General features: G+C 69.4%; 19 protein-coding genes and 1 tRNA gene. 8 read left to right on the top strand and 12 right to left on the bottom strand.

Going from position 1 to position 21,806, the window contains the following annotated elements; genetic code table 11:
- Positions 1–44 precede the first annotated feature (44 nt).
- The 6 genes from CFREN_RS00520 to CFREN_RS00495 form a co-directional block, all read right to left on the bottom strand.
- Positions 45–833 carry a flagellar basal body-associated FliL family protein gene (locus CFREN_RS00520; protein ID WP_209654407.1) on the bottom strand — a complete coding sequence of 263 codons (789 nt, stop codon included), beginning with the start codon at positions 831–833 and terminating at the stop codon, positions 45–47.
- 188 nt (positions 834–1,021) lie between these two features.
- Positions 1,022–1,462, bottom strand: coding sequence for a hypothetical protein (locus CFREN_RS00515; RefSeq protein WP_209654408.1), 441 nt, complete (start codon positions 1,460–1,462; stop codon positions 1,022–1,024).
- 361 nt (positions 1,463–1,823) lie between these two features.
- Positions 1,824–2,597: a hypothetical protein gene (locus CFREN_RS00510; RefSeq protein WP_209654411.1), complete on the bottom strand. Its 774-nt coding sequence runs from the start codon at positions 2,595–2,597 to the stop codon at positions 1,824–1,826.
- A gap of 161 nt (positions 2,598–2,758) precedes the next feature.
- Positions 2,759–3,547, bottom strand: a complete 789-nt coding sequence (locus CFREN_RS00505; protein ID WP_209654413.1) for a hypothetical protein — start codon at positions 3,545–3,547, stop codon at positions 2,759–2,761.
- A gap of 271 nt (positions 3,548–3,818) precedes the next feature.
- Positions 3,819–4,883 (bottom strand): hypothetical protein, encoded by a 1,065-nt coding sequence (locus CFREN_RS00500; protein WP_209654414.1) that lies wholly within the window; start codon positions 4,881–4,883, stop codon positions 3,819–3,821.
- A gap of 850 nt (positions 4,884–5,733) precedes the next feature.
- A tRNA-Ser gene (locus CFREN_RS00495) sits at positions 5,734–5,818 on the bottom strand.
- A gap of 149 nt (positions 5,819–5,967) precedes the next feature.
- Between CFREN_RS00495 and CFREN_RS00490 the strand changes: the two genes are divergently transcribed.
- Positions 5,968–6,942, top strand: a complete 975-nt coding sequence (locus CFREN_RS00490; protein ID WP_209654416.1) for an NAD(P)H-quinone oxidoreductase — start codon at positions 5,968–5,970, stop codon at positions 6,940–6,942.
- 66 nt (positions 6,943–7,008) lie between these two features.
- Here CFREN_RS00490 and CFREN_RS00485 read toward each other — a convergent pair whose 3' ends face one another.
- A complete protein-coding gene (locus CFREN_RS00485; RefSeq protein WP_209654418.1) occupies positions 7,009–8,277 on the bottom strand; it encodes an aminotransferase class V-fold PLP-dependent enzyme in 1,269 nt (422 codons plus the stop codon).
- A 262-nt stretch (positions 8,278–8,539) separates the two neighbouring features.
- Between CFREN_RS00485 and wzm the strand changes: the two genes are divergently transcribed.
- Genes wzm through CFREN_RS00470 form a run of 3 tightly spaced genes read left to right on the top strand, consistent with a single transcriptional unit; the run spans position 8,540 to position 11,313 of the window.
- The gene (gene wzm, locus CFREN_RS00480; protein ID WP_209654847.1) at positions 8,540–9,391 is read left to right on the top strand and encodes a galactan export ABC transporter permease subunit Wzm/RfbD; all 852 of its coding nucleotides are present in this window, start codon (positions 8,540–8,542) and stop codon (positions 9,389–9,391) included.
- A gap of 27 nt (positions 9,392–9,418) precedes the next feature.
- Positions 9,419–10,213 carry a galactan export ABC transporter ATP-binding subunit Wzt/RfbE gene (wzt, locus tag CFREN_RS00475; RefSeq protein ID WP_209654420.1) on the top strand — a complete coding sequence of 265 codons (795 nt, stop codon included), beginning with the start codon at positions 9,419–9,421 and terminating at the stop codon, positions 10,211–10,213.
- Positions 10,214–10,242: 29 nt separating this feature from the next.
- Positions 10,243–11,313, top strand: a complete 1,071-nt coding sequence (locus CFREN_RS00470) for a glycosyltransferase (RefSeq protein WP_209654422.1) — start codon at positions 10,243–10,245, stop codon at positions 11,311–11,313.
- Between the two features lie 9 nt (positions 11,314–11,322).
- Here CFREN_RS00470 and CFREN_RS00465 read toward each other — a convergent pair whose 3' ends face one another.
- The 5 genes from CFREN_RS00465 to CFREN_RS00445 all read right to left on the bottom strand — a co-directional run bounded on the left by CFREN_RS00465 (position 11,323) and on the right by CFREN_RS00445 (position 16,985).
- Complete coding sequence (locus CFREN_RS00465) at positions 11,323–12,462, bottom strand: hypothetical protein (RefSeq protein ID WP_209654424.1); 1,140 nt, start codon at positions 12,460–12,462, stop codon at positions 11,323–11,325.
- A gap of 140 nt (positions 12,463–12,602) precedes the next feature.
- Entirely contained in the window at positions 12,603–14,528 is a 1,926-nt protein-coding gene (locus CFREN_RS00460; protein WP_246580155.1) for a glycosyltransferase, read from the bottom strand.
- Positions 14,529–14,640: 112 nt separating this feature from the next.
- Entirely contained in the window at positions 14,641–15,174 is a 534-nt protein-coding gene (locus tag CFREN_RS00455; protein WP_246580154.1) for a GtrA family protein, read from the bottom strand.
- A 61-nt stretch (positions 15,175–15,235) separates the two neighbouring features.
- Complete coding sequence (locus CFREN_RS00450) at positions 15,236–16,237, bottom strand: IS1096 element passenger TnpR family protein (RefSeq protein ID WP_070522928.1); 1,002 nt, start codon at positions 16,235–16,237, stop codon at positions 15,236–15,238.
- Positions 16,238–16,361: 124 nt separating this feature from the next.
- Positions 16,362–16,985 carry a hypothetical protein gene (locus CFREN_RS00445; protein ID WP_141743061.1) on the bottom strand — a complete coding sequence of 208 codons (624 nt, stop codon included), beginning with the start codon at positions 16,983–16,985 and terminating at the stop codon, positions 16,362–16,364.
- 71 nt (positions 16,986–17,056) lie between these two features.
- Here CFREN_RS00445 and CFREN_RS00440 point away from each other — a divergent pair, with 71 nt between their 5' ends.
- From CFREN_RS00440 to CFREN_RS00425, 4 genes are all read left to right on the top strand, one after another.
- Positions 17,057–17,284 (top strand): hypothetical protein, encoded by a 228-nt coding sequence (locus CFREN_RS00440; RefSeq protein ID WP_035122207.1) that lies wholly within the window; start codon positions 17,057–17,059, stop codon positions 17,282–17,284.
- 106 nt (positions 17,285–17,390) lie between these two features.
- Positions 17,391–18,860: a decaprenylphosphoryl-beta-D-ribose oxidase gene (gene dprE1, locus CFREN_RS00435; protein WP_070522933.1), complete on the top strand. Its 1,470-nt coding sequence runs from the start codon at positions 17,391–17,393 to the stop codon at positions 18,858–18,860.
- Between the two features lie 21 nt (positions 18,861–18,881).
- Positions 18,882–19,643, top strand: a complete 762-nt coding sequence (gene dprE2, locus CFREN_RS00430; protein WP_070522938.1) for a decaprenylphospho-beta-D-erythro-pentofuranosid-2-ulose 2-reductase — start codon at positions 18,882–18,884, stop codon at positions 19,641–19,643.
- 120 nt (positions 19,644–19,763) lie between these two features.
- Positions 19,764–21,800, top strand: a complete 2,037-nt coding sequence (locus CFREN_RS00425) for a galactan 5-O-arabinofuranosyltransferase (protein WP_209654428.1) — start codon at positions 19,764–19,766, stop codon at positions 21,798–21,800.
- Positions 21,801–21,806: the final 6 nt, after the last annotated feature.

The following is a 21,806-nucleotide window of genomic DNA, read 5'->3' as shown; positions in this document are numbered from 1 at the left end:
CCGAGCGTCTGAATTCCGGCCGGCCGACGCCCGGCTCCGCCCGCCTAGACAACGTGGACGACCGCGTTGTCGCCGCCCCTGCAGGTGACCACGTCGCCGTCGTCGGAGCAGTTCATGTCGTAGCTCTGCCTGGTCACGGGGCTGTAGGCCTTGATGGCGCCGTCGAGCTCGCCGGTGTCCAGGTAGTGCTCGACGAGCGCGTCGCGCACGGCCTTGGTGAACGGGCAGCTGGTCACGGACGTTCCCGCGTAGTACAGGTTCAGGTCACCGGGGTCGCCGGAACCGCCGCATTTCGTCCAATCGCCGGGAGCCGTCCACCCTTCGGCACGGGGCCTGGAGGTGCTGGTTGCGGTCGTCTGCTCCGCAGGGGCGGCGGTCGACCGCGAATCGGTGAGCGGTTCGGCCGACGGCTCGGCGCCCTCGTCGCCGCCGGACGTGAGGAAGTACCCCAGCGCACCGCCGGCGATGATGAGCAGCACCACCACGACGCCGATCGCGGCGATCAAGCCGCCGTTGCCGCCCCTCTTCTGCGGCTGTTGGTCCCCGCCGGGGTAACCGCCCGGCCCGCCGGGGTAACCGCCCGGCCCGCCGGGGTATCCGCCCGGACCACCCGGATAACCGCCCGAACCAGCGGCGTACCCGCCGGCCCCGCCGGCCCCGCCCGCCGCTCCGTCGGCGAAGGGGTTGTCGGTGGGCGCTGCGCTCCACGGGTTGTCGTCGTATGCCCCGGGGGAGTTCGGCCAGACATCCCCGTCAAGGGGGTGCCACTGGGTGGTGGGGTCGTCGTCGGCCCCGTTGCCGTTGGGCCGATTATCGCCGAAAGGGCTGCTCATGGTGTTCGTGACTCCTCGCCGGACGTTCTGCGATGATTCTCGCACACGGCCCGGATGGCGCCACCCCGCCCACCCCTTGGGCCGGCGAGGGTGGGCATGAGCCGGCGAGGGTGGGCGTCGGCCGGGGCGGGTGGTTATGGGCCGGGGAGGGCGGGAGCGCCCGCCTCCTCCCCCGCCCCTCCCGCGGTTTAGCTGGACCCGAGGGACCCGAACGCGGCGGGCAGGGAGTTTTCGACGGTGATCGGGGTGCCGCCGTTTTCCTTGCGGAACGTGGGCCCGACCAGGGAGCCCATGCGGACGTAGCCGCCGTGCTGGTACTGGCCGAGTTCCTTGGGGGCGCGGTAGGTGAAGTCGACGACGACGGACTTCGACGGGGACACGGTGGGGTTGTCTTCGAACAGGCCGAGGAAGCCGCCTTCGGTCCAGGACAGGCGGACTTCCTGCATGCCGTTGCCGACGGGCACGACGGTGCGGTCGCTGGCCGGCACGACGTGGAGGGCTTCGCCGAGGGCGTTTTCCTTCATGCGGGTGACGGACACCAGCTCGAAGCCCTGCGGCATGATGTCGGCGAGTTCGCGGACTTTGCCGCCGTTGTCGTTGTTGCCGATGATTTCGATGCGGGTGGTCACCAGGCCGCCGGGCGGTGACGGTGACGCCGCGGGTGACCTGCTTGTACACGGAGGCGCTCCAGATCCAGCCGCCGGTTTCGCCGAGGCGGATCTTGTCGGCGGGCGATTCGCCCATGCCCGGCATGAGGGAGCCGAAGTCGGGGAGGACGGGATTGATCTGGGCGGTGGCCGGGGAGGCGGCGCCGATGGCCATGCCGACGGCGATGGCGGCGGCTGCGGCGGTGCGGGTGAGTTTCTTCATGGTTGCTCCTGCTTTTCGCGGGGCTTCTGCGCGGACGTGGCGTCCGGGTCGGTGGTTCGGGTTCTTGCTTTGCGACGCCCACCGGGCCGCGGTGGCGGTCGTTGCCCAGGTGCGGTGGGGTTACTTGGCGGAGCCGGTGTCGCCGATGTTCAGCGAGCCCCAGTCGATGGAGCCGGAGGAGTCGTTTCCGATGCCGGGCAGGTCGGGGATGATCGGGCGGGCCACGACGTTGACGGACGGGCCGCCCTCGTCGACCTTGGTGGCGTGCGGCCAGGTGCCGCCGGCGGCGGAGACTTCCATGCCGGCGCCGGTCTGGTACCAGCCGGTTTCCTCGGGGGCGACGTAGGTGAAGTCGACGGACAGGGAGCCTTCGCCGATGGCGATGCGGCCGATGCCGTTGGCGTTGAAGTCGACGCGGGTGTCGCGCAGGCCGTCGCGCTCGACGCTGGCGTACTGCTCCTCGGTCAGCTGGGTGGCCTGGCCGTCGGGGCCGTTGACGACGACGGAGGCGATCTGGAAGCCGGCGGGCATGACGTCGGTGATCGCCTGGACGCGGGCCTGGGACAGCAGGCCGCTCTTGCCTCCCTCGACCTCGACGCGGACGGTGATTTCCTCGCCCTGGACGACGTTCTGGGAGCCCATGACCTGCTTGAACAGCGCGGCGGAGTAGATGCCGGACTGGGAGACCTCGCCGAGCTGGGTGCGCTGGCCGGGCACCAGGGCGTCGGCGCCGGGGATGTTTTCGGTGGCGCGGGAGATGGCGTCGGTGATGCCGGCAACCTCGGGCAGGGTCGGCTGGGCGGCGGCGGTGGCGGCGACGCCGATGAGCATGGCGGTGGCGGCCGCACCGGCGATGGCCGCGCGGGCGGCGGTGCGGGTGATGGTGGTGCGCATGAGTGTCCTATCGGGTGGGGATGTTTCCGTTTGGAACGTCGAACAATCGCGCCCATACGTTACATAAGTGGGTTGATTGTCACGCCTTTTGGGGTGAAATCGACTAAAACGGGGCTCGCACCCACGGTGGGCGTCGTCAAGCAACGCCCTGAAACAACGCCCTAAATCGAACCGCCGCCGTAACCCTCCAGCGAACCGAAGAGGTTCTCCGGAACGAGGCCGACATTGACGGGCACGCCGCCCTTGTCGCCGCCCGCGGTCTTCGGCGCCACCCCGGCGACGGTGCTCACGAGCATGGTGCCGCCATGCTCATAGTCGCCCGGCTCCATCGGAGTGCGGTACACGAAGTCGACGACGACGGACCCGCCCTTCTCGATGCGCGGATTGTCCCGGTACAGCCCCAGAAAACCGTCCTCGCTCCAGGAGACGACGACTTCGCGCAGCCCGTCGGACCCGCGCTCGACGACCTCGTACTCCTCCTCCGCCAGGACGTGCGCCGCCTGGCCGAGGGCGTTGTCCTTCATGCGCATCACCGACACGAGCTCGAAACCGGCGGGCATGATGTTGCGCAACTCGCGGACGAAGGTGTGGCCGCCGTTGCCCGCGGCCTCCAGGCGCACCGTGACCAAGCCGCCCGGGATGACCCGCTGACCGGCGACGACCTGCTTGTTCAGCGTCGCGTCATAGACGGCGCCGACGAACGGCAGCGACAGGTTGGCGCGGCCCAACTCGGCGGGCTCGCCCGTGGACTCCGGCAGGCTCGGCAGGATCGGGCTCAGATCGGGCATGCCCGGAATCGCCTGGATGGCGCCCGGCGGGATGCTCGGCGAGCCCGCGGCGCCCGGCTGGGCCGCGGCGGGGGCGCCGGCGCCGGCCATGAGACCGAGGACGACGCCGACGACTGCGACCGGGCGCACGGCGCGGCCGACGATGGTGACTCGATTGCGCATGGGATTCCTCATTCACTGTCCGCTTCAGAACCGACTTCGGCGACGTCGGCAACGCGGGCACGAACGGCATTGGATGACATCGCCACATCCTGATTAAATCCCAATAGTCACTTAAGCACCATCCGTCACAGCGGTTTCGGCGCCAAATTCACTGAACGGGTGCACCCGGCACCGTCGCAAAGCAACGGCCCAGGCCCCCGCTCCCGAACATGCGGAAGGCCCCGGGAAAACCCGGGGCCCTCGCCAACACTCGCCTTCGCCTGCACCCTCCCTACTTCAATCGCTCGGCAGCGGCCTTCGCCTGCTCCAGATCGTCATAGGGGTACATCTCCAGCGAGATGCCCTTGTTCTCGTCCGCCCAGAAGACCTTGCTGGAACCACCGCTGTAGGCCGCCGCGATCAGCGTGACGCCGCCCTCTTCCTTGATGACCTCATAATCCATCGTGCGGGCCTGGTCCGTCGCCACCTTCGCGAACTCGGCATCATCGATGAGCTCGATGTTGTTGCCGTCCAGCAGACTGCCGTCCGCGCCCCGGCACCGCATGCCCGGAACCGTGCGATCGGCGACATTCGTATCGAACGAGGTGATCGTCGCCTCCATGTCGCGGCAACCCTCCGCGTTATCGCGGACGTAGGCCGGCACCGCATCAACGTACGGCGAGGTCATCGACCCGTCGCCCGCCGCCGAACCCGCGCCGGGCGTTTCCGTCGTCGCCTCGGAAGTGGTCGTCGACGTGGTTTCGTCGTCGGCGGTGGCCGTGGCGTCGCCGACGCCCGTGGTCTCGCCCCCGGTTTCCTCGCCGCCGGCAGTGGTCTCGGTGACGGCGCCCTCGGTTTCATCGTCGCCGCCGAGGAACAGGAACGTCCCCACGGCCAGGATCACGACGGCCACCAGCGCACCGATGCCGATCAGAATGCCCTTGCCGTTGCCGCCGTCACCGGTGCCTCCACCGGCACCTGCACCTGCACCTGCACCGGGTTCCGAGCTGGGCGGACCTTCGTACGCGCCGGGGCCGGCTCCGTACGGGCCGGGCGGGCCGCCGAGCGCATTCGGGCCGCCGGGGCCGGCCCCCTGAGGACCATGCGGCCCGCCGTACCCCGCGTTCGGGTTCGCGTTCGGGTTCGCGTACGGGTTCGGCCCACCGCTGGCGCGAGAGTTCGAGTCGCCCGTCTCCCCGTAACCGCCGGGCCCGCCGCCGTACCAGCCCTCGCCCCCGGGGTTGTCGCCGCGGCCGCCGTAGCCACCGTGGCCGCCGTTGCCACCGTGGCCGCCGTTGCCGCCTGGGGCGCCGTCGTCTCCGGGGTTTTCGCCGTATCCGTAGTTCCGGTCGTTCATGACTGTTGGCCTTTCCGGGTCGTGGTCGGTTGCGGTCGGCGGACGGTGCCCGCCGCCTTCGACGATGGGATGCATCACCGGCCGAAAATGTTCCCGCCCGGATCGCCAGCAGCGCTTGGCCGCACGAACGCGGCCGAACACACTTGGCCGCATGCCCTTAGCCGACAAATGCAGCCTCACCCCAGGTGAACGCCGGTATAACCCCAGGACGCAATATCGAGAGGCTGCATTTGTCGAATAACGCCAACCCACTCGACGGCGGGCGTCGCAAAGCAACCGCACACCTGCGCGCGACCGGCATCCGGAACCCCACACCTGCACACGGCCCGCTCGCCGGCGTCGGCCGCACCCCTTGAATCGGCGGGAAGGTGATCCGGGAGGCGTCGCAAAGCAAAACTTGCTTGACGACGCCCACCCAACCCACACCACCCTGCGCCGAACCCGCTCGCCCAAACGAACTCGGGCCCACGCACTCAACCGCGCACCCTTAGCCACACACGCTTAGCCACACACCCTTAGCCACACGCACTTGGCCGCGCGCCCTTATACGACAAATGCAGCCACACCCCAGGTGAACGCCGGTATAACCCCAGGACGCGAAATCGAGGGGCTGCATTTGTCGAATAACGCCGACGCACTCACCGGCGGGCGTCGTAAAGCAACCGAAACGGGCCTCGAGACGGCCAAGCCACCGCGCGTGGGGACACGGTCGGGGACGCGGGGACGAAACCGGGGATTCTCGCGCCGTTTCCCGTGCCGAGTGCGTGCTGCGCGACCGGGGGAATCGGCCGTTTCCGCTGGTAGACGCACGAAAACCCCTGATCGCAATGAACAGGGGTTTTCCCGCCGGCGGAAGTGGAGGGATTTGAACCCCCGGTCCGGTGAAGGACGCTCGCTTTCAAGGCGAGTGCATTCGGCCGCTCTGCCACACTTCCCCGCCCGCGGCTCACGCGGGACCCCCCAATAGTAGCCACGCCACCGGCCGTCACCCCAACCACGCCCCGGCCACACCCATTCGCGTCGACCTTCGGCCATCCTCGTGACCCCGACCACAAACGGGCGCGCGGTGGATAAGGTGGCTTCCATGAAGGCGATCATCCAGACCAACCCCGACGACCCCCGAGCCCTGGAGTGGCGCGACGCCCCGACCCCCGAAATCGGCGATGGCGAGGTGCTGGTGAAGGTCCGCGCCGCGGCCGTCAACCGCGCCGACATTCTGCAGGCCCGCGGCCACTACCCGCCGCCGCAGGGCGTGACGGACATTCTGGGCCTGGAGTGCGCGGGCGTCATCGAGAAGGTCGGCGCCGACGCGGGCGGCTGGCAGGTCGGCGACGAGGTGTGCTGTCTGCTGTCGGGCGGCGGTTTCGCGGAGTACGCGGCGGTGCCGGCGGGGCAGCTGCTGCCGGTGCCGGCGGGTTGGGAGCTGGAGCGCGCGGTGGCGGTGCCTGAGGTGGCGTGCACGGTGTACTCGAACATCGTGATGGTGGCGGGCCTGAAGGAGGGCGACACGCTGCTGGTCCACGGTGGCGCGGGCGGCATCGGCACGTTCGCGATTCAGCTGGCGAAGTCGCTGGGCGCGACGGTGGCGGTGACCGCGGGCAGCGCGGAGAAGCTGGAGCGGTGCCGCGAGTTGGGGGCGGACATCCTGATCAATTACCGCGAGGAGGCGTTCGAGGAGGTGCTGAAGGAGCACGGCGGCGCCGACGTGATCCTGGACATCATGGGGGCGAAGTACCTGGACCGCAACGTCAAGGCGTTGGCGATGGACGGGCATTTGGTGATCATCGGCATGCAGGGCGGCGTGAAGGGCGAGCTGAACATCGGGCGTCTGCTGTCGAAGCGGGGGTCGATCACGGCGACGGGGCTGCGGTACCGCGATTTGGCGGACAAGGCGCGGATCGTGGCGTCGACGGAGGATGTGGTGTGGCCGTTGTTGGAGGATGGCACGATTTCGCCGCAGATCCACGCGACGATGGACATTCGCGATGCGGCGAAGGCGCACGAGCTGCTGGATTCCGGTGAGGTCACCGGCAAGATCGTGCTGGTCGTCGGCGAGTAGCGGCCGGTCGGGGGCGGGGGCGGGTCGTTGCTTTGCGACGGCCGCTCCCCGAGTGGCCCGCCGGCGTTACCCGAGGGAGGCGACGGCGCGGACGAGCTGGTCGACGTCGTGGGGGGTGTTGAACGGCTGGAGGCCCACGGTGACGGCGCCGCCGGCCTCCATGACGCCCATCGCCTCGAGGAGGGCGGACCCGCCCGGCTTGACGACGCTGGTGACCAGGTGATTGTCCAGCAGGCGGCGGACGACGGTCGCGGCGGGGACCCCGGCGACGATGAAGCTCACGCGGGGGATGCGGTCGATGTCGGCGGCGCCCGGTTCGTCGGATGCTTCGCCGTCGATGCCGACGATGTGGACCTGGTCCAAGTTGCCCAACGCGTCGACGAGGCGTGAGGTCAGCGTCGTCAAGTAACGGCCCACCTGCGGCATCGACGTCTCGATCCGGTGCCGCCGCGTGCCCCGCGCGGTCGGGTCGAGGTCGGCGAGGTGGCGCACCGATTCCGACACGCCGCCCAGCAGGGACGGGGCGACCGGGGTGACCTCCAGGCGGCGGCGGCCGCGTGCGTCGGGCACCAGGGACATCGACATCAGGCGGTCGAGCAGCGACGGATCGCGGAACACCAGGGCGGACACCTCGGGGCCACCCCACGCCGAGGCGTCGAGGAGCACGATGTCGGCGCCCATGCGGTGCATGTCCACCACCCGGTACGGCGCATACGCCGACGCGTCGACGAACACCTTCGCGCGCGACTGGGCGTGGACGATGCGGGAAATCTCCGCCACCGGCGCGACCGCACCGATGTACGGGTCGGCGGCAGGCACGACCACCAGGCGGGTGTCGGCGTCGACGAGATTCTCGAACTGCCACGCCGGCACCGCCCCAGTGGACAGGTCGGCCTCCGCGTACCGCACGCGGGCGCCGAACATGTCGGCTGCACGACGGAAGGGTACCTGCGACACCGGATCACCCGTGCGGGCGAGCACGATGCCGGTGCCCAACGTCAGGCGGCGGCCCATCGCCTGCAGGAGCACGTGGACCAGCGCCTCACGCGACGGGCCCAGCACCACGCCCTCGACGCGCCCGCCGGCCACGTCGGCGAACGCCCGGCGCGCCATCGCCGCGAACTGGTGCCCGGCGGTGATGCCGGCCTCCTGCCCGCGCGAGTGGGTGCCCGTCGCGGTCTCGCCCGGAAGGGACTTCGGGGCGGCGCGGAACGCGGTGGTCATGGTGGACAGGACGCGCTCCGGAATCTGGGCGCGTTCCCCGCCGTTGAGGTACGTCCAACCATCGGACAGAGACGAGTAGTAGCCCCTGGTCGTGGGCACGTCGAAAGCCATGACCACCCTTTCCGGTTGCGTACTCCGATGCCGTCGATTCACGGCGGTTGGGCAAGAATACCGCCCCCACCCGCCGATGACGCAGCCGGACCCCGCACAACCTTCCGGGGGCCCGCTCAACTGGCAACCAGTATGCCCCCGATCGCCCGCGGATACGACGGCGGGTACGGCGGCGGGTGTCCCGCCGGGTAGGTTGGACGGCGTGACTAACGCAGAACAACCAGGTCACCCGACCACCGGATTGCGGGCCGACATCGCTCGGATGACCGGCGCCGGCGACGTGGCGGCGCCACCTCGGTCCCGGTCGCGCACGGTTTCCGCGGCGTGGCCGGATCTGACCCGCGGCTACGGGCAGCGGCAGCTGTGGCTGGAGCTGGGCTGGCAGGACATCAAGCAGCGGTACCGGCGTTCGACGTTGGGCCCGCTGTGGATCACCATCGCCACCGGCGCGATGGCGGTCGCCCTGGGGCTGCTGTACTCGTTGCTGTTCCAGCAGGAGCTGTCCTACTTCCTGCCGCATGTGACGGTCGGCCTGATCATTTGGGGCTTCATTTCCGGCTGCGTGCGCGAAGGCGCGACGGTGTTCATCGAAAACGAGGGCCTGATCAAGCAGTTGCCGTCGGCGTTGAGCGTCCACGTGTATCGCCTGGTGTGGCGGCAGCTGCTGTTCCTGGCGCACAACATGATCATCTGGCTGATCCTGGTGGCGGTGTTCCGCCCGGATCTGGGCTGGGGTTTCCTGCTGTCGATTCCGGCGTTGGCGCTGTTGGTGGTCAACGGGGTGTGGGTGACCATGTTCTTCGGCATCATCGCCACGCGTTACCGCGACGTGGCTCCCCTGCTGGAGTCGATGATTCAGCTGGTGTTCTACATGACGCCGATCGTGTGGACGACGAAGACGCTGGACGAGCAGGGCGGCGCGGTCGCGGAGCGAGCCCGCATCGCGGAGCTCAATCCGCTGTACCACTACCTGGAGATCATCCGCGCCCCGTTGACGGGCCAGCCGCTCGACGCGTACCACTGGTGGATCGTGTTGGGCTGCACGGTGGTGGGCCTGCTGCTCGCCCTGCTGGCGATGCGCCAGTGGCGGTCGCGCGTGAGCTACTGGGTGTAGTCGGGGAAGGGACGAGAAAGGCACATCATGGTCAGCATCGACACGTACGACGCGTGCGTCGACTTCCCCATTTTCGACGCGAAGTCCCGCTCGATGAAGAAGGCGTTCCTGGGCGCCGCGGGCGGTGCGATCGGCCGCACCGACTCCAATGTGGTGGTCGTCGAGGCGTTGAAGGACATCAACCTGCATTTGCGCGAGGGCGATCGCGTGGGGCTGGTCGGCCACAACGGCGCCGGCAAGTCGACGTTGCTGCGCCTGTTGTCGGGCATTTACGAGCCGACGCGCGGCACGGCGGACGTCCGCGGCCGGGTGGCCCCGGTGTTCGACCTGGGCGTGGGCATGGACCCGGAGATCTCCGGCATGGAGAACATCATCATCCGCGGTCTGTTCCTGGGGCAGACGCGCAAGCAGATGAAGGAGAAGCTGGACGACATCGCGGAGTTCACGGAGCTCGGCGACTACCTGCACATGCCGTTGCGCACGTATTCGACGGGCATGCGGGTGCGGTTGGCGTTGGGGGTGGTCACGTCCATCGAGCCGGAGATTCTGCTTCTCGACGAGGGCATCGGCGCCGTCGACTCGGCCTTCATGGCCAAAGCCCGCGATCGCCTCACCGCTCTGGTGGAGCGTTCGGGTTTGCTGGTGTTCGCGTCGCACTCGAACGAGTTCCTGGCGCAGTTGTGCGACACGGCGCTGTGGATCGACCACGGGCAGATCCGACAGGCCGGTCTGGTCGACGAGGTCGTCGAGGCGTACGAGGGCAAGGAGGCCGCCGACGCGGTGCGCCGCATTCGCGGCGAGCGGGGCCACCGGCCGCTGTAGCCGCCGCGCCGGTGTGGGATGATGGGCCCATGAGCGAGGGACCGAATACCAGCACCGCCGTCGTCGTCGTCACGCACAACCGCCTGCGGGAGCTGGCCGGTTCCCTGGAGGTCATCGCCGGTCAGACGCGAACCCCGGACTGGATCATCGTGGTGGACAACGCCGCCGACCCGCGCGTGCGCACCGTGGTGGAGGGCATCGACGATTCGGCCGCCGGCGGCCCGCGGGCGGTCTACCTGGGGTCGAAGACGAACCTCGGCGGCGCCGGCGGTTTCGCCTACGGCATGCTCCACGCGCTGGCGCTCGGCGCCGACTGGATCTGGTGCGCCGACGACGACGGCCGCCCCGAGGACGTCACGGTCCTGGAGAAGCTCCACGACTGCGCCGCCCGGCACGACCTCGACCAGGTGTCGCCGGTCGTGTGCGACATCGACGACCCCGAGAAGCTCGCGTTCCCGCTGCGTCGCGGCCTGACGTGGCGCCGCAACCGATCCGAGCTGCTTTCCGACGGCGCCAACCCCAACCTGCCCCGCGTGGAGGACGGTGACGGCGAGGTGTGGTTCACCGGTTTCGCCGACCAGGAGGCCGCCACCGGGCTGCCGCTGCCCGCCGACCTGGAGTGCACCGATTCCGACCGGGACCTGCTGCCCGGCATCGCCAGCCTGTTCAACGGCGCCCTGTTCACCGCCGCGTCCCTCGAGCGGCTGGGCGTGCCCGACTACCGCCTGTTCATCCGCGGTGACGAAGTCGAGTTCCACCGCCGTCTCGCCCGGTCGGGCCTGCGCTTCGGCACGTGCCTGACCACCGCCTACCTGCATCCGTCGGGCACCGCGGAGTTCCGCCCCATTCTCGGCGGCCGCATGCACACGCAGTACCCGGACGACGACGCGAAGCGGTTCTTCACCTACCGCAACCGCGGCTACCTGATGAGTCAGCCGGGCATGCGCAAGCTCCTGCCCCAGGAGTACGCGCGTTTCGCGTGGTTCTTCCTCATCCAGCGCCGCGACGTCCCCGGTTTCGTCCGGTGGTGGGCGCTGCACCGCCGCGGCCGCCGCGAGAACTTCGAGCGCTACCAGCCGCCCGCGAAGGCGTCGAAGTAGTTCGCGGCCTCAGCCCTTCGCGCCGTCTTCGACCGCGAGCCCGAAGGGAATGCCCGTGTCCGACGGCCAGTACGTGTCGTCGGCGGAGAAGGTGATGGTCACCTTCTCGCCGTCGTCGTGACGGTCCGGGTTGATGACGACGTGCTCGACCGTCCGTGTTTCGCTCCCACCGCCCACGACCTTGGCCGTCACGTCGGTCGGCTCGTCGAGAACCAGGATCGCGAATTTCCGGTTGTCGGGCGTGCTCGGATTGGGGTCCGGAAGCTGCTGGTAGTCGGCGACCTCGGCTCGGTTCCGGAAAATCTTCACGGTGCCGGTCACGGTCTGCTCGCCGCTGGCGGCGTTGCGTGACTCCTCCGAGCTTGAGCCCGAGCCCGGGCGCTCCCCCGGGGCCCGCTGCCCCGGCGTCGGATTCGGTCCGCCATCGGCTCCGTCGGCACCGGCGCCGTCAGAATCCGAACCCTGCGCGGCGCCGCCGTCGGCAATGGCCTCGATGGCGCCCAGATCGTCGGCCGGGGTCCACGTCAGCTGTTCAAATTCATCTACCTCCGGCTCTGCGGGCTGTTCCACCAGCTCATTGCCCTGCCGCGTCACCTGCATCTGCTCGTGCACGTCCTCAAGCAACAAACTCTTGGCGGAGAACATGCCGGGCTGCCGGGTGGCTCGCAACGTGACCCTCACCTCGGCACCGTTCGAGCCGATCCCGTCGTAGTAGGCGTTGGGGAACTGGATCTTCCGGCCGTCGTCGTCGACGCCGTACACGACGATCGCGGCCATGTCGGGGCTCACCAGACTGCTGCCGTAGTTCAGCAGCAACTCCGGCACGTTTCCGTCGTCGAGATGCACCAGCGCGTACCGCAGCACTCCGCTGGGAGTTTCCTCGCCGAGGTCGGTCTGCAGCGGCTCCGGGTTGGCCAGCACCTCCTTGTACGCGGCCACGGCCCGCTCCTCCGGGGTCTGCGCCGCGTCGCCATCGCTTGACGACGCCTGCCCTCCCCCGTCCGCTCCGAATTCTCCGTTTCGGTCCCCGGCAATCCGAACGATGAGGAACAGCGCCAGGACCAGGACGAGCACCAGCAGCACCAGAACGGCGATGAGCAGTTTGCGGGTTTTGTCACCCGTGTCGGGCGAAGGTGTGGGAATGGTCATGCCGGACGACGACTCCGTTCCGAAAATTCATGATTTACTGCGTTGAGTAAACATGAATACAGCATGGAGCCGCGGATGTCCCGGCCTCCGCCGATCGTCGGCGGGCGATCGGTGGTCAATGATCGGTGGCCGGCGACCGGCTACTCGCCTTCGAAGAACTTCTCCCAGTTGTCGGCGTCGGTCAGGGTCGGCACGGCGGCGCGCCACCGGTCGCGGACGGAATCCCATTCGGAGTTCAGGCGGCGCATGAGGCCGATGAGTTCCGAGCGCAGCGCCAGCTCACGGTCGCGGTCGCGGACGAGGCGGCGCACGCCGGACTGCGAGGCGTCGGTGACCCACACTTCGTCGAAGGTGGAGATGTGCCACCAGAAGGCGTCCTCGAAGGCGACGGCGACTGGGCCGGGGCGCTTCTTGCCCAGCTGGGTGTACGCCACGCGCTTGGCGAAGGTCTGGTCTTCGCTGGCGATTTCGCGCGTCGGCGGGCGCACGGGGGTCAGGCCGGCGGGCATGTCGGACAGCGGCAGCAGCTTGGTCTCGGGGTAGTCGGCGCGGCCGGCGGAAATGCGCCCGAAGTCGCCCTGGGAGGCCTCGGCGAGCACGGACGGTCCGCGCAGCATGTCCTTGACCGCCTCCATCTGCGTCCAGGCCAGGCCGTAGCGCATGGACACGATGCTCGACAGGATGCGGCGGGTGACGGTGCCCACCATGTCCTTGGCGGTCACCGGGCCGTGGATGGACGTGGCGATGAGCCCGTTGCGCAGGCCGAAGTACTGGGCGGCGTTTTCGACGTCCTTCCAGTAGAAGTCGGCGTGCCACACGGCGGCGCCGGGCACGGTGTCGGTGGGGTAGCCGGCTTTGGCGGCGCGGTAGCCGAAGTCGATGTCGTCGTACTGGAAGAACAGCGGCAGCGCCAGGCCGATCTTTTCCACGACTTCCGACGGCACCAGGCAGGTCCACCAGGCGTTGTAGTCGACGCCGAGGCGGCGCAGCTGGTGGTGGTCGCGGACGTCGACGTCGGCCTTGGAGTACAGGTCGTCGTTTTCCAGGACGGTGAGGGTCTTCCAGTCGTAGACCTCGCCGGTGCGGAACAGGTGCGTGGGGTTGTACAGGAACAGCATTTGCGCGCCGAGCAGCATGGGCTTGGCGGCGCAGCAGGCCAGCGCGGACAGTCGCAGGGTGGTTTCCGGTTCGGGGCGGATGTCGTCGTCGGTGAGCAGGATCTGGCAGTCGCCGGCGGCGGTGGCGTCGCGCATGCCGCGGGAGAATCCTCCGGCGCCGCCCAGGTTCGGTTGCTTGACGACGTTCAGCCGCTCGCCCAGGATGTCCCGGGCCCGCTGAAATTCGGGCTGGTCTTCGGGGTGTTGGTCGCCCTGGTCGACGACGCGGATGGTGCGCACGCGGTCGAGGGCGGCGAGGTCGTCGGCCAGGGTGGCGACGGTGTTGGCGCAGTCGACGGGGCGGTTGTAGGAGCAGATGACGATGTCCGTCGGCAGGTCCCGCCGCACCTGGTCGGCGGCGACGGTGTAGCGCAGGTCGGCGACCGATCCGCCGGCGTCGGCGGAGTCGACGACCACGTGGATGGCGCCGCCGTCGGCGAAGCGGTCCAGGGGCACGGTCAGTTCCACCTCGGCCTCGGGGGAGGCGGCGATGTCGGCCGCCGATGCCCGGGCGTGCGACGCCTCCAGGCGCAGGTGGCCGCCGATGTCCTCCGTGTACGCGCGGACGCGGACGTCGCCGGTGACGCGGCCGCGGATGGTGACCTCGGGAATCGTCGTCCACCGCTGCCACTGGGAGGCGCGGAAACGACCGAAGTAGGTGTCGGTGGCCACCGTCGTGTGCGGCGCCAGCTCGATGGCCGTGCGCGACGGCGTCACCCCGCCGCCGACGCCGGCTCCCGCGCCGGAACCGGCCTTGACCGTGTAGTACAGGTCCGAGTCGATCCAATCGGCCGGCGGGGCGAACAGCACCCGCTGGACGACCATGCCCTCGGCCGGGTCGATCGCCCCGGCGCCCGCGGAGGCGGACGACGCGGCGGTGGGATTGACGGAATCGGTGGAGGTGTTCACGGCCCCCAGGGTAGCGAGCCGACGCCCGGCCGCCCGTCGGACGCGCCCGCGTGCGGGGGCCGTTCGCGCCATCGGGCGGACGGCCCACGGGTGGCCGTCGTCAAGCGTTCCCCTACTTCACCTTGAAGATCACCGTGCGCTGGACGATGAAGTTGACCACCGTCGCCACGCCCTGGGCCACCACGAACGCCACCGTGTCACTGGGGCCGCGGCCCCACCCCCACTGGTCCACCAGCAGGAACGGCGCGGCCCAGAAAATCACGTTCTGCACGGCGAACGTCGTCAAGTACAGCACCGCCACCGCCGCCAACCGCTTGCCCGACGCCTCCGCCTTGAACGTCCACCGGCGGTTGATCATGTACGCCGTGATCGTGCCCAGCACCCACGACACCGCCTTCGACAGCGTGCGGTCGACGCCGAGGCCCCAGTTCAGGATGATCAACGTGCCGAAGTCGACCACCGCCGCAATGACGCCGGAAATGATGAAACGCATCATCTGGACCATCAGGCCGTGGTCGTCGCGGGGCTTGTCGGACAGCGGCGCGGACGCGGACTTCTCCGCCCGGACGCCGGGGGCGTCGACCATCGGCTCGGCTGCGCGGTCGTCGCGGTTTTCGCTGGTGGAGTCGTCGTGGGCCTTGTGCACGGAACGGAAGCCTACGCCACCGGCGCGAACACCCCCAATGGCCGCGCGGAAGGACGCCCGTTCAGCGGCGCAGGGCCTCGCGCAGCAGGTCGAGCTTGTCGACGACGCCGACCTGGTCCTCGCCGACCACGCCGACGTCCTCGAGCACAGCCCACGTGTCGGCGCACAGTTCCTCGACGTCCTCGCCGGTCAGCGGCGTGCCGTCGTCGGCGACCCACCCCAGCACATCCATGACGTGGGACGTGACGTCGTGGCGGATGTCCTCGTCGGTGAGCGCGGACAGGCACAGCAGCGTCGCCAACGCGGCATCCCGGCCGGCGGCGTCGTCGGGATCTTCGGCGGGCAGGGCGCGCATGCGGAGGCAATCGTCGGCCACGCACGTGCATCCGGGGGTCCGCCGCAGGTCAAGCGCCTGCAGTAGCGGCACGAACTCGAAGACGCCCGACCGCTCGATGAGGTCGACGACATCGTCGCGGGCGGTGGACAACGTGTTGCGGATGGACTGCTCGCCGGTGAGCAGCTCGTTGATCGCCGCGATGTCCGGCCCGTCGGGCAGTTCATCGGGGTCGGAGTCCACCGGTGCCGCGACGTTGGCCACCCGGCCGCCGCGCCACAGGCCGTCGATGGTCCCGGAGCCGCCGATGCACAGCGCATCCGGGGTGGCGTCGTCGCGGGCGAACGCCTCGCGCACGTCCAACCGATGATCCCACAGCCCCCAATGCCAGGTCAGGGTGTCGCCGACGTCCTGCAGCACGTCGCCGATGACGGTGTCCAGCGGAACGGTGACGTCGGCATCCGCGTCCGCGTTGCGAGCGTCCGTCCCTGCGTCGTCGCCCTCGGCACCGTCGAGGGTGAACTTCGTGGGGGCGGATTCGCCGGGCCAGCCGAACATGACGCGCAGCGCGTCGGAAAGCTCGCGAAGCGTCAGGCGGTCGTTGATGCCGAACTGCCGGTGCACGACCTGCGGCTCCTCGGTCAAAACGGCACCGATGATCAGCGTGGCCGGTTCGGCGGCCACGCGCACGCCCGGAAAGGCGATGACGTTGTCGGTATCCGTCGACATGGCCCCAAGCGTACCGACGCTCCCGAAACCCCGTCGGCGCCCGATCTCCCGTTCGACCGGCTCCGGCGGCCGCCCATCGGACGCTCGCAAGCGGCCCGCGGGCCGCCCACGGACCGCGAGTCAGCTACTCCACCACGTACTCCAGCGGCACCGGGCGGGCCTCGGCTCCCCAAGGTTCCCGCAGGTAATCACGTCGACGGCGCTGCGTTTCGAGCTCCGCCCACGTCGCCGTCAGCTCCTCCAGCCCCCGCGCCCACGCCAACGCCGGACCCGCCGCCGGCTCGCCGACGTGCTCGAATTCGATGGGTTCGACGTCGCCGATGGTCGGAAACCGCGGCGCCACGAGCTTGTCCTTGCCCGGCTTCGCCTTCTCCTCCGCCACGCGCGCCTTCAGTTCCTTCACGTGCGCGCGCAGGGCCCGGGTCGTCGCGGTCACGTCGACGCGCGGGGCGGGCGTGCGCTTGACGACGTCGGCCTCCTCCCCCACGGCCAACACCGCCACTCCGGCGAACAGGTTTGCCAGCGTCGCGGCCGCGTCCTCCGATTCCGGGTCGACGAGCCACGCCCCCGACAGCCGATCGCCGGTGAGCTGCGGCGCGAGCTGCACGTGCCACACCGCGATGTCGCCGGCGCCGTCTCCGCCGCCATCGCCGCCCGGCGCGCCGACGACCGCGATGGTGGTCGGGGCCGCGCCCCCGTTCGCGGTGGTCGCCTGCTCGTCGCCGGTGGTCGCCTGCTGCTCGCTCATGCGCATCAGGATAACCGTCCGCGCGGATCGGCCACCGGGGCGGATCCGGGCCGCCCGGTACTGTTGCACCCATGTTCGGATTCCTGAGGAAGAAGAAGCAAGACCCGGTGTACATCGCCGCGGAACACACCGACACCCCGATGTCATCGGAGATGACCCGCATGATCGCCCAGGAGCTGCCGATGCTCGACAGCGCCAGCCGCACCCGCGTGTACAAGCTCCTCGAGGAATACGACGGCCCCACCATCACCTCCCAGGAGGAACTGCCGCAGGAGATCCGCGAGATCATGGACCTGTAGGTCCTCCCCGCCCGCCGGGGGTCCGGGGATTCTCAGGTTTTTCTACGCCCGTTCCCGGGGCGCGCCCCCCTGTGGACATACATGGTCGGGAGTAGCCTGATCGTTGATGTCTGCACACACCAACGGCACGTCCAGCACCGGCGCTTCGAACGGTGCCCCCGGAGCCGTCTCCACAGAAGCCAGGACCCTCACCGGCTGGGGCCGCACCGCCCCCTCGACCGCGGAAGTCCTGTCGACCCCCGACGTCGCGGAGATCGCCGATGCGGTCCGCGCCGTCGCCGAGCAGAACGACGGAAAGCCCGCGCACCTCAAGCGCGGCGTCATCGCCCGCGGCATGGGCCGCTCCTACGGCGACCCCGCCCAAAACGCCGGCGGCCTGGTCGTCGACATGCAGGCCCTCAACCGCATCCACTCCATCGACCCGGACTCCGCGGTCGTCGACGTCGACGGCGGCGTCACCCTCGACCAGCTGATGAAGGCGGCCCTGCCCTACGGCCTGTGGGTCCCCGTGCTGCCCGGCACCCGCCAGGTCACCATCGGCGGCGCCATCGGCCCCGACATCCACGGCAAGAACCACCACTCCGCCGGCTCCTTCGGCGACCACGTGATCTCCATGGATCTCCTCGTCGCCGACGGCCGCGTCCTCCACCTCGAACCCGAGGGCTCCGACGACGACCCGTCCGGCGAATTGTTCTGGGCCACCGTCGGCGGCATGGGCCTGACCGGCATCATCCTGCGGGCCAAGATCCGCATGACCAAGACGGAAACCGCCTACTTCATCGCCGACGGCGACCTCACCGCCGACCTCGACGAAACCGTGGCGTTCCACTCCGACGGCTCGGAGCACAACTACACGTACTCGTCCGCCTGGTTCGACGCGATCTCCCCCGAGCCGAAGCTCGGCCGCGCCGCCATCTCCCGCGGCTCCCTGGCCACCCTCGACCAGCTGCGGGAACTGTCGCCGAAGCTGGCGAAGGACCCCCTGAAGTTCAACGCCCCCCAGCTGGTGACGGTCCCGGACATCTTCCCGTCGTTCACCATGAACAAGCTGTCCATGATCACCATCGGCCAGCTGTGGTGGCTGAAGTCCGGCACCTACCGCAACCAGGTCCAGAACCTCACGCAGTTCTACCAACCGCTCGACCTGATCGGAGAGTGGAACCGCGGCTACGGCAAGAAGGGCTTCCTCCAGTACCAGTTCGTCGTGCCCACCGACGCCGTCGAGCCGTTCAAGGACATCATCCGCGACATCCAGAAGTCCGGGCACTACTCCGCCCTGAACGTGTTCAAGCTGTTCGGCGAAGGCAACCGCGGTCACCTGTCCTACCCGATGCCCGGTTGGAACGTCTGCGTCGACTTCCCCATCAAGCGCGGCCTCGGCCCCTTCCTCGACGAGCTGGACAAGCGCGTCATGGAATTCGGCGGTCGCCTGTACCTGGCCAAGGAGTCCCGCACCTCCGCGGAGAACTTCCACGCCATGTACCCGAAGATGGACGACTGGATCCGCATCCGCAACGACATCGACCCCAACGGCGTCTTCGAGTCCGACATGAGCCGTCGACTCGAGCTGCGCTAGACCCGATTAGGAGCAACGAACATGATCAACGCCGTGGGCGTCCCCCAGTCCATCCTGGTGCTCGGCGGCACCAGCGAAATCGGCCTTGCCATCACCGCCGCGTTCCTGGAGAAGGGCCCCGCCAAGGTCATTCTCGCCGCCCTGCCCGATGATCCCGGCCGCGACGCCGCCGAGGCGCAGATGCGCGCCGCCGGCGCCAGCGACGTCCGCGTCATCGACTTCGACGCCACCGACTTCGACTCCCACCCGGACGTCGTCGACGAGGCGTTCCGGGACGGCGACGTCGACATCTGCATCGTCGCGTTCGGCCTGCTCGGCGACGCCGAGGAGCTGTGGCAGAACCAGCGCAAGGCCGTGCAGATCGCCCAGGTCAACTACACCGGCGCGGTGTCGGTGGGCGTGCTCGTCGGCCAGAAGTTCAAGGCCCAGGGTCACGGCCAGTTCATCGCCATGTCCTCCGCCGCGGGCGAGCGCGTCCGCCGCTCGAACTTCGTCTACGGCTCGACCAAGGCCGGCCTCGACGGCTTCTACCTGTGCCTCGGCGAGGCGCTGGCCGAGTACGGGGTGAAGACCCTGGTCATTCGCCCCGGCCAGGTGCGCACCCGCATGTCCGCCGGCGTGAAGGAAGCCCCGCTGACGGTGAACAAGGAGGACGTCGCCCGGCTGGCCGTCCGCTCCGTCGAAGCCGGCAAGACGCTGGTGTGGGCGCCGCCGACGTTCCAGTGGGTCATGATGATCCTCAAGCACATCCCGCGCCCGATCTTCCGCAAGCTGCCGATCTGATCCCGGGCGGCGGGGCGTCGTAAAGCGGCGCCTTCGTTTCGATCCCCCGGGCGCCGTCCGGGCAACGGCCCGGCGAAGCCCCGGCACCGTCGCACAAGCGGCGCGGTCGGGGTCCGGCGCATGTGCGACACTGGTCGCATGGCAGAAAGCACCACGCCGCCCACCACCGCGGCGACCCCGGCCGACGACGCCGCGGCCGACGCCCCCGCGCGCGTCGGCCGCGACCGGCGACCCGACCCGTTCGCCACCGACCCCGTCGGCGAGATCTTCGCCGACGATCAGCTGTCGCTGAAGCACACCGCCATCGGCATGGTGGCGGCGGCCGTCGGCGGCGCAATCGTCGCGTTCGTCGCCTGGTTCCTGCTGCGCGGCATGTCGCTGCCCGCGTTCGGCGGCTCGCTGGTCACCCGCGCGGTCTCCTCCGCGGTCACGGTGGTCCTGCTGCTCACCGTCACGGTGCTCCTCCACCAGTGGGCCACGCGCGGCGCCGGACGACGGTCGCGGTGGGCCGAGTTGCTCACCTACGTCGTGGCCTACCTGTCACCGGCGGCACTGGTCGTGTCGACTCTGGCCATCCCGCTGGGTTCGACCCGCCTGTACCTGGACGGCATCAGCATCGACCAGGAATTCCGCACCGAATACCTCACCCGCATGACCGCGGAATTCGGGCTGAACGACATGGCGTACATCGACGTCCCGTCGTACTACCCCGCCGGCTGGTTCCTGCTCGGCGGACGATTCGCCGCGCTGCTGGGCCTGCCCGGCTGGGAGGTGTTCCAGCCGTGGGCGCTGATCACCCTGGCCACCGGCGGATCGCTGCTGGTGCCGGTGTGGCAACGGCTGTCCGGCTCGTTGCCCGTCGCCGCCGGCATCGCGCTGCTGACGACGGCCATCGTCCTGTCCACCACCGCCGACGAGCCCTACGCCGCAATCATCGCCATGGGCCTGCCTGCGCTGGCCGTCATGGCCCGGCGGGCGCTCGCCGGCGCCTGGTCGGCGACCATCGGAGTCATCGTCTTCCTGGGCATCTCCGCCACCTTCTACACCCTGCACACCGCGGTCGGCGCCCTCATCGTCGTCACGTTGACCGTCGCGGCCTGCGCGGCGGAGCGGTCGTGGCGGCCCGTCGCAAAGCTCGTGCTGATCGGCGCAGGGTCCATGCTCATCGCCGCCACCGTGTGGGGCCCCTACCTCTGGGCCAGGCTGACCGGCGCGCCGTCGTCGGGTGCGACAGCCATGAACTACCTGCCCGACAACGGCGCTCGCGTGCCGCTGCCGATGTTCGCCGCATCCGTCATCGGGCTGATGTGCCTGCTCGGGCTGATCTGGATGGTGGTGCGCATCCTGGAGCCCGACACCCGCGCCATCGTCATCGGCCTGACCGTCATGTACGGCTGGGCCGTCGCATCGATGATCGCGACGCTGGCCGGGAGAACGTTGCTCGGCTTCCGCCTCGAGACGCCGATCACGCTCATGCTGGCCACGGCCGGCGTGTTCGCCATCGCCGACATGAGACTCAACGGCGTCGAAAAACTGTGGCCCGACGCCGTGCGGCCGGCCATCGCGCGGACGATCAGCGCCGTCGCCGCGGTCGTGATCTTGCTCGCGGGAATCGGCTACGCGCAGTCGATCCCCACCAGGCTCCACGGACCGATCGACCTGGCGCACACCGACACCGACGGCTACGGCGAACGCGCCGACCGTTTCGCCCCCGATGCCGGCGTCCATTACGGCGACATCGACGCCGCGCTGCGCGATGCCGGCCTCGAACCGACCGAATCGGTCGTCCTCACCGACGAACGCAACTTCCAGGCGTATTTCCCCTGGTACTCATTCCAGGCCCTGACCAGCCACTACGCCAACCCGCTGGGCGAGTTCGACCGTCGCAACGCCGCCATCGAGGAATGGGCGACGATGACCGACCCCGACGAGCTCGTCGCGGCGATGGACGCAGACCCGTGGCGCGGGCCCGACGCCATCGTCGTCCGCGGCGATTCCACCGACCCGGATTCGCGGTACACCATCGACCTGGCCGACGACATCTACCCCAACAACCCGAACGTCCTCTTCCGCGGAGTCGCCTTCGACCCGGCCGTTTTCCGGGGGCACTGGACGACCACCCAAATCGGGCCTTTCGTCGTCTTGATTAGGCAATAGGGGCCT

It is taken from the genome of Corynebacterium freneyi, from assembly GCF_030408835.1.
Taxonomy (GTDB): Bacteria; Actinomycetota; Actinomycetes; order Mycobacteriales; family Mycobacteriaceae; genus Corynebacterium; species Corynebacterium freneyi.
Note: the sequence above shows the minus strand (reverse complement) of the source record. Positions and strands in the feature narration are given on the sequence as shown.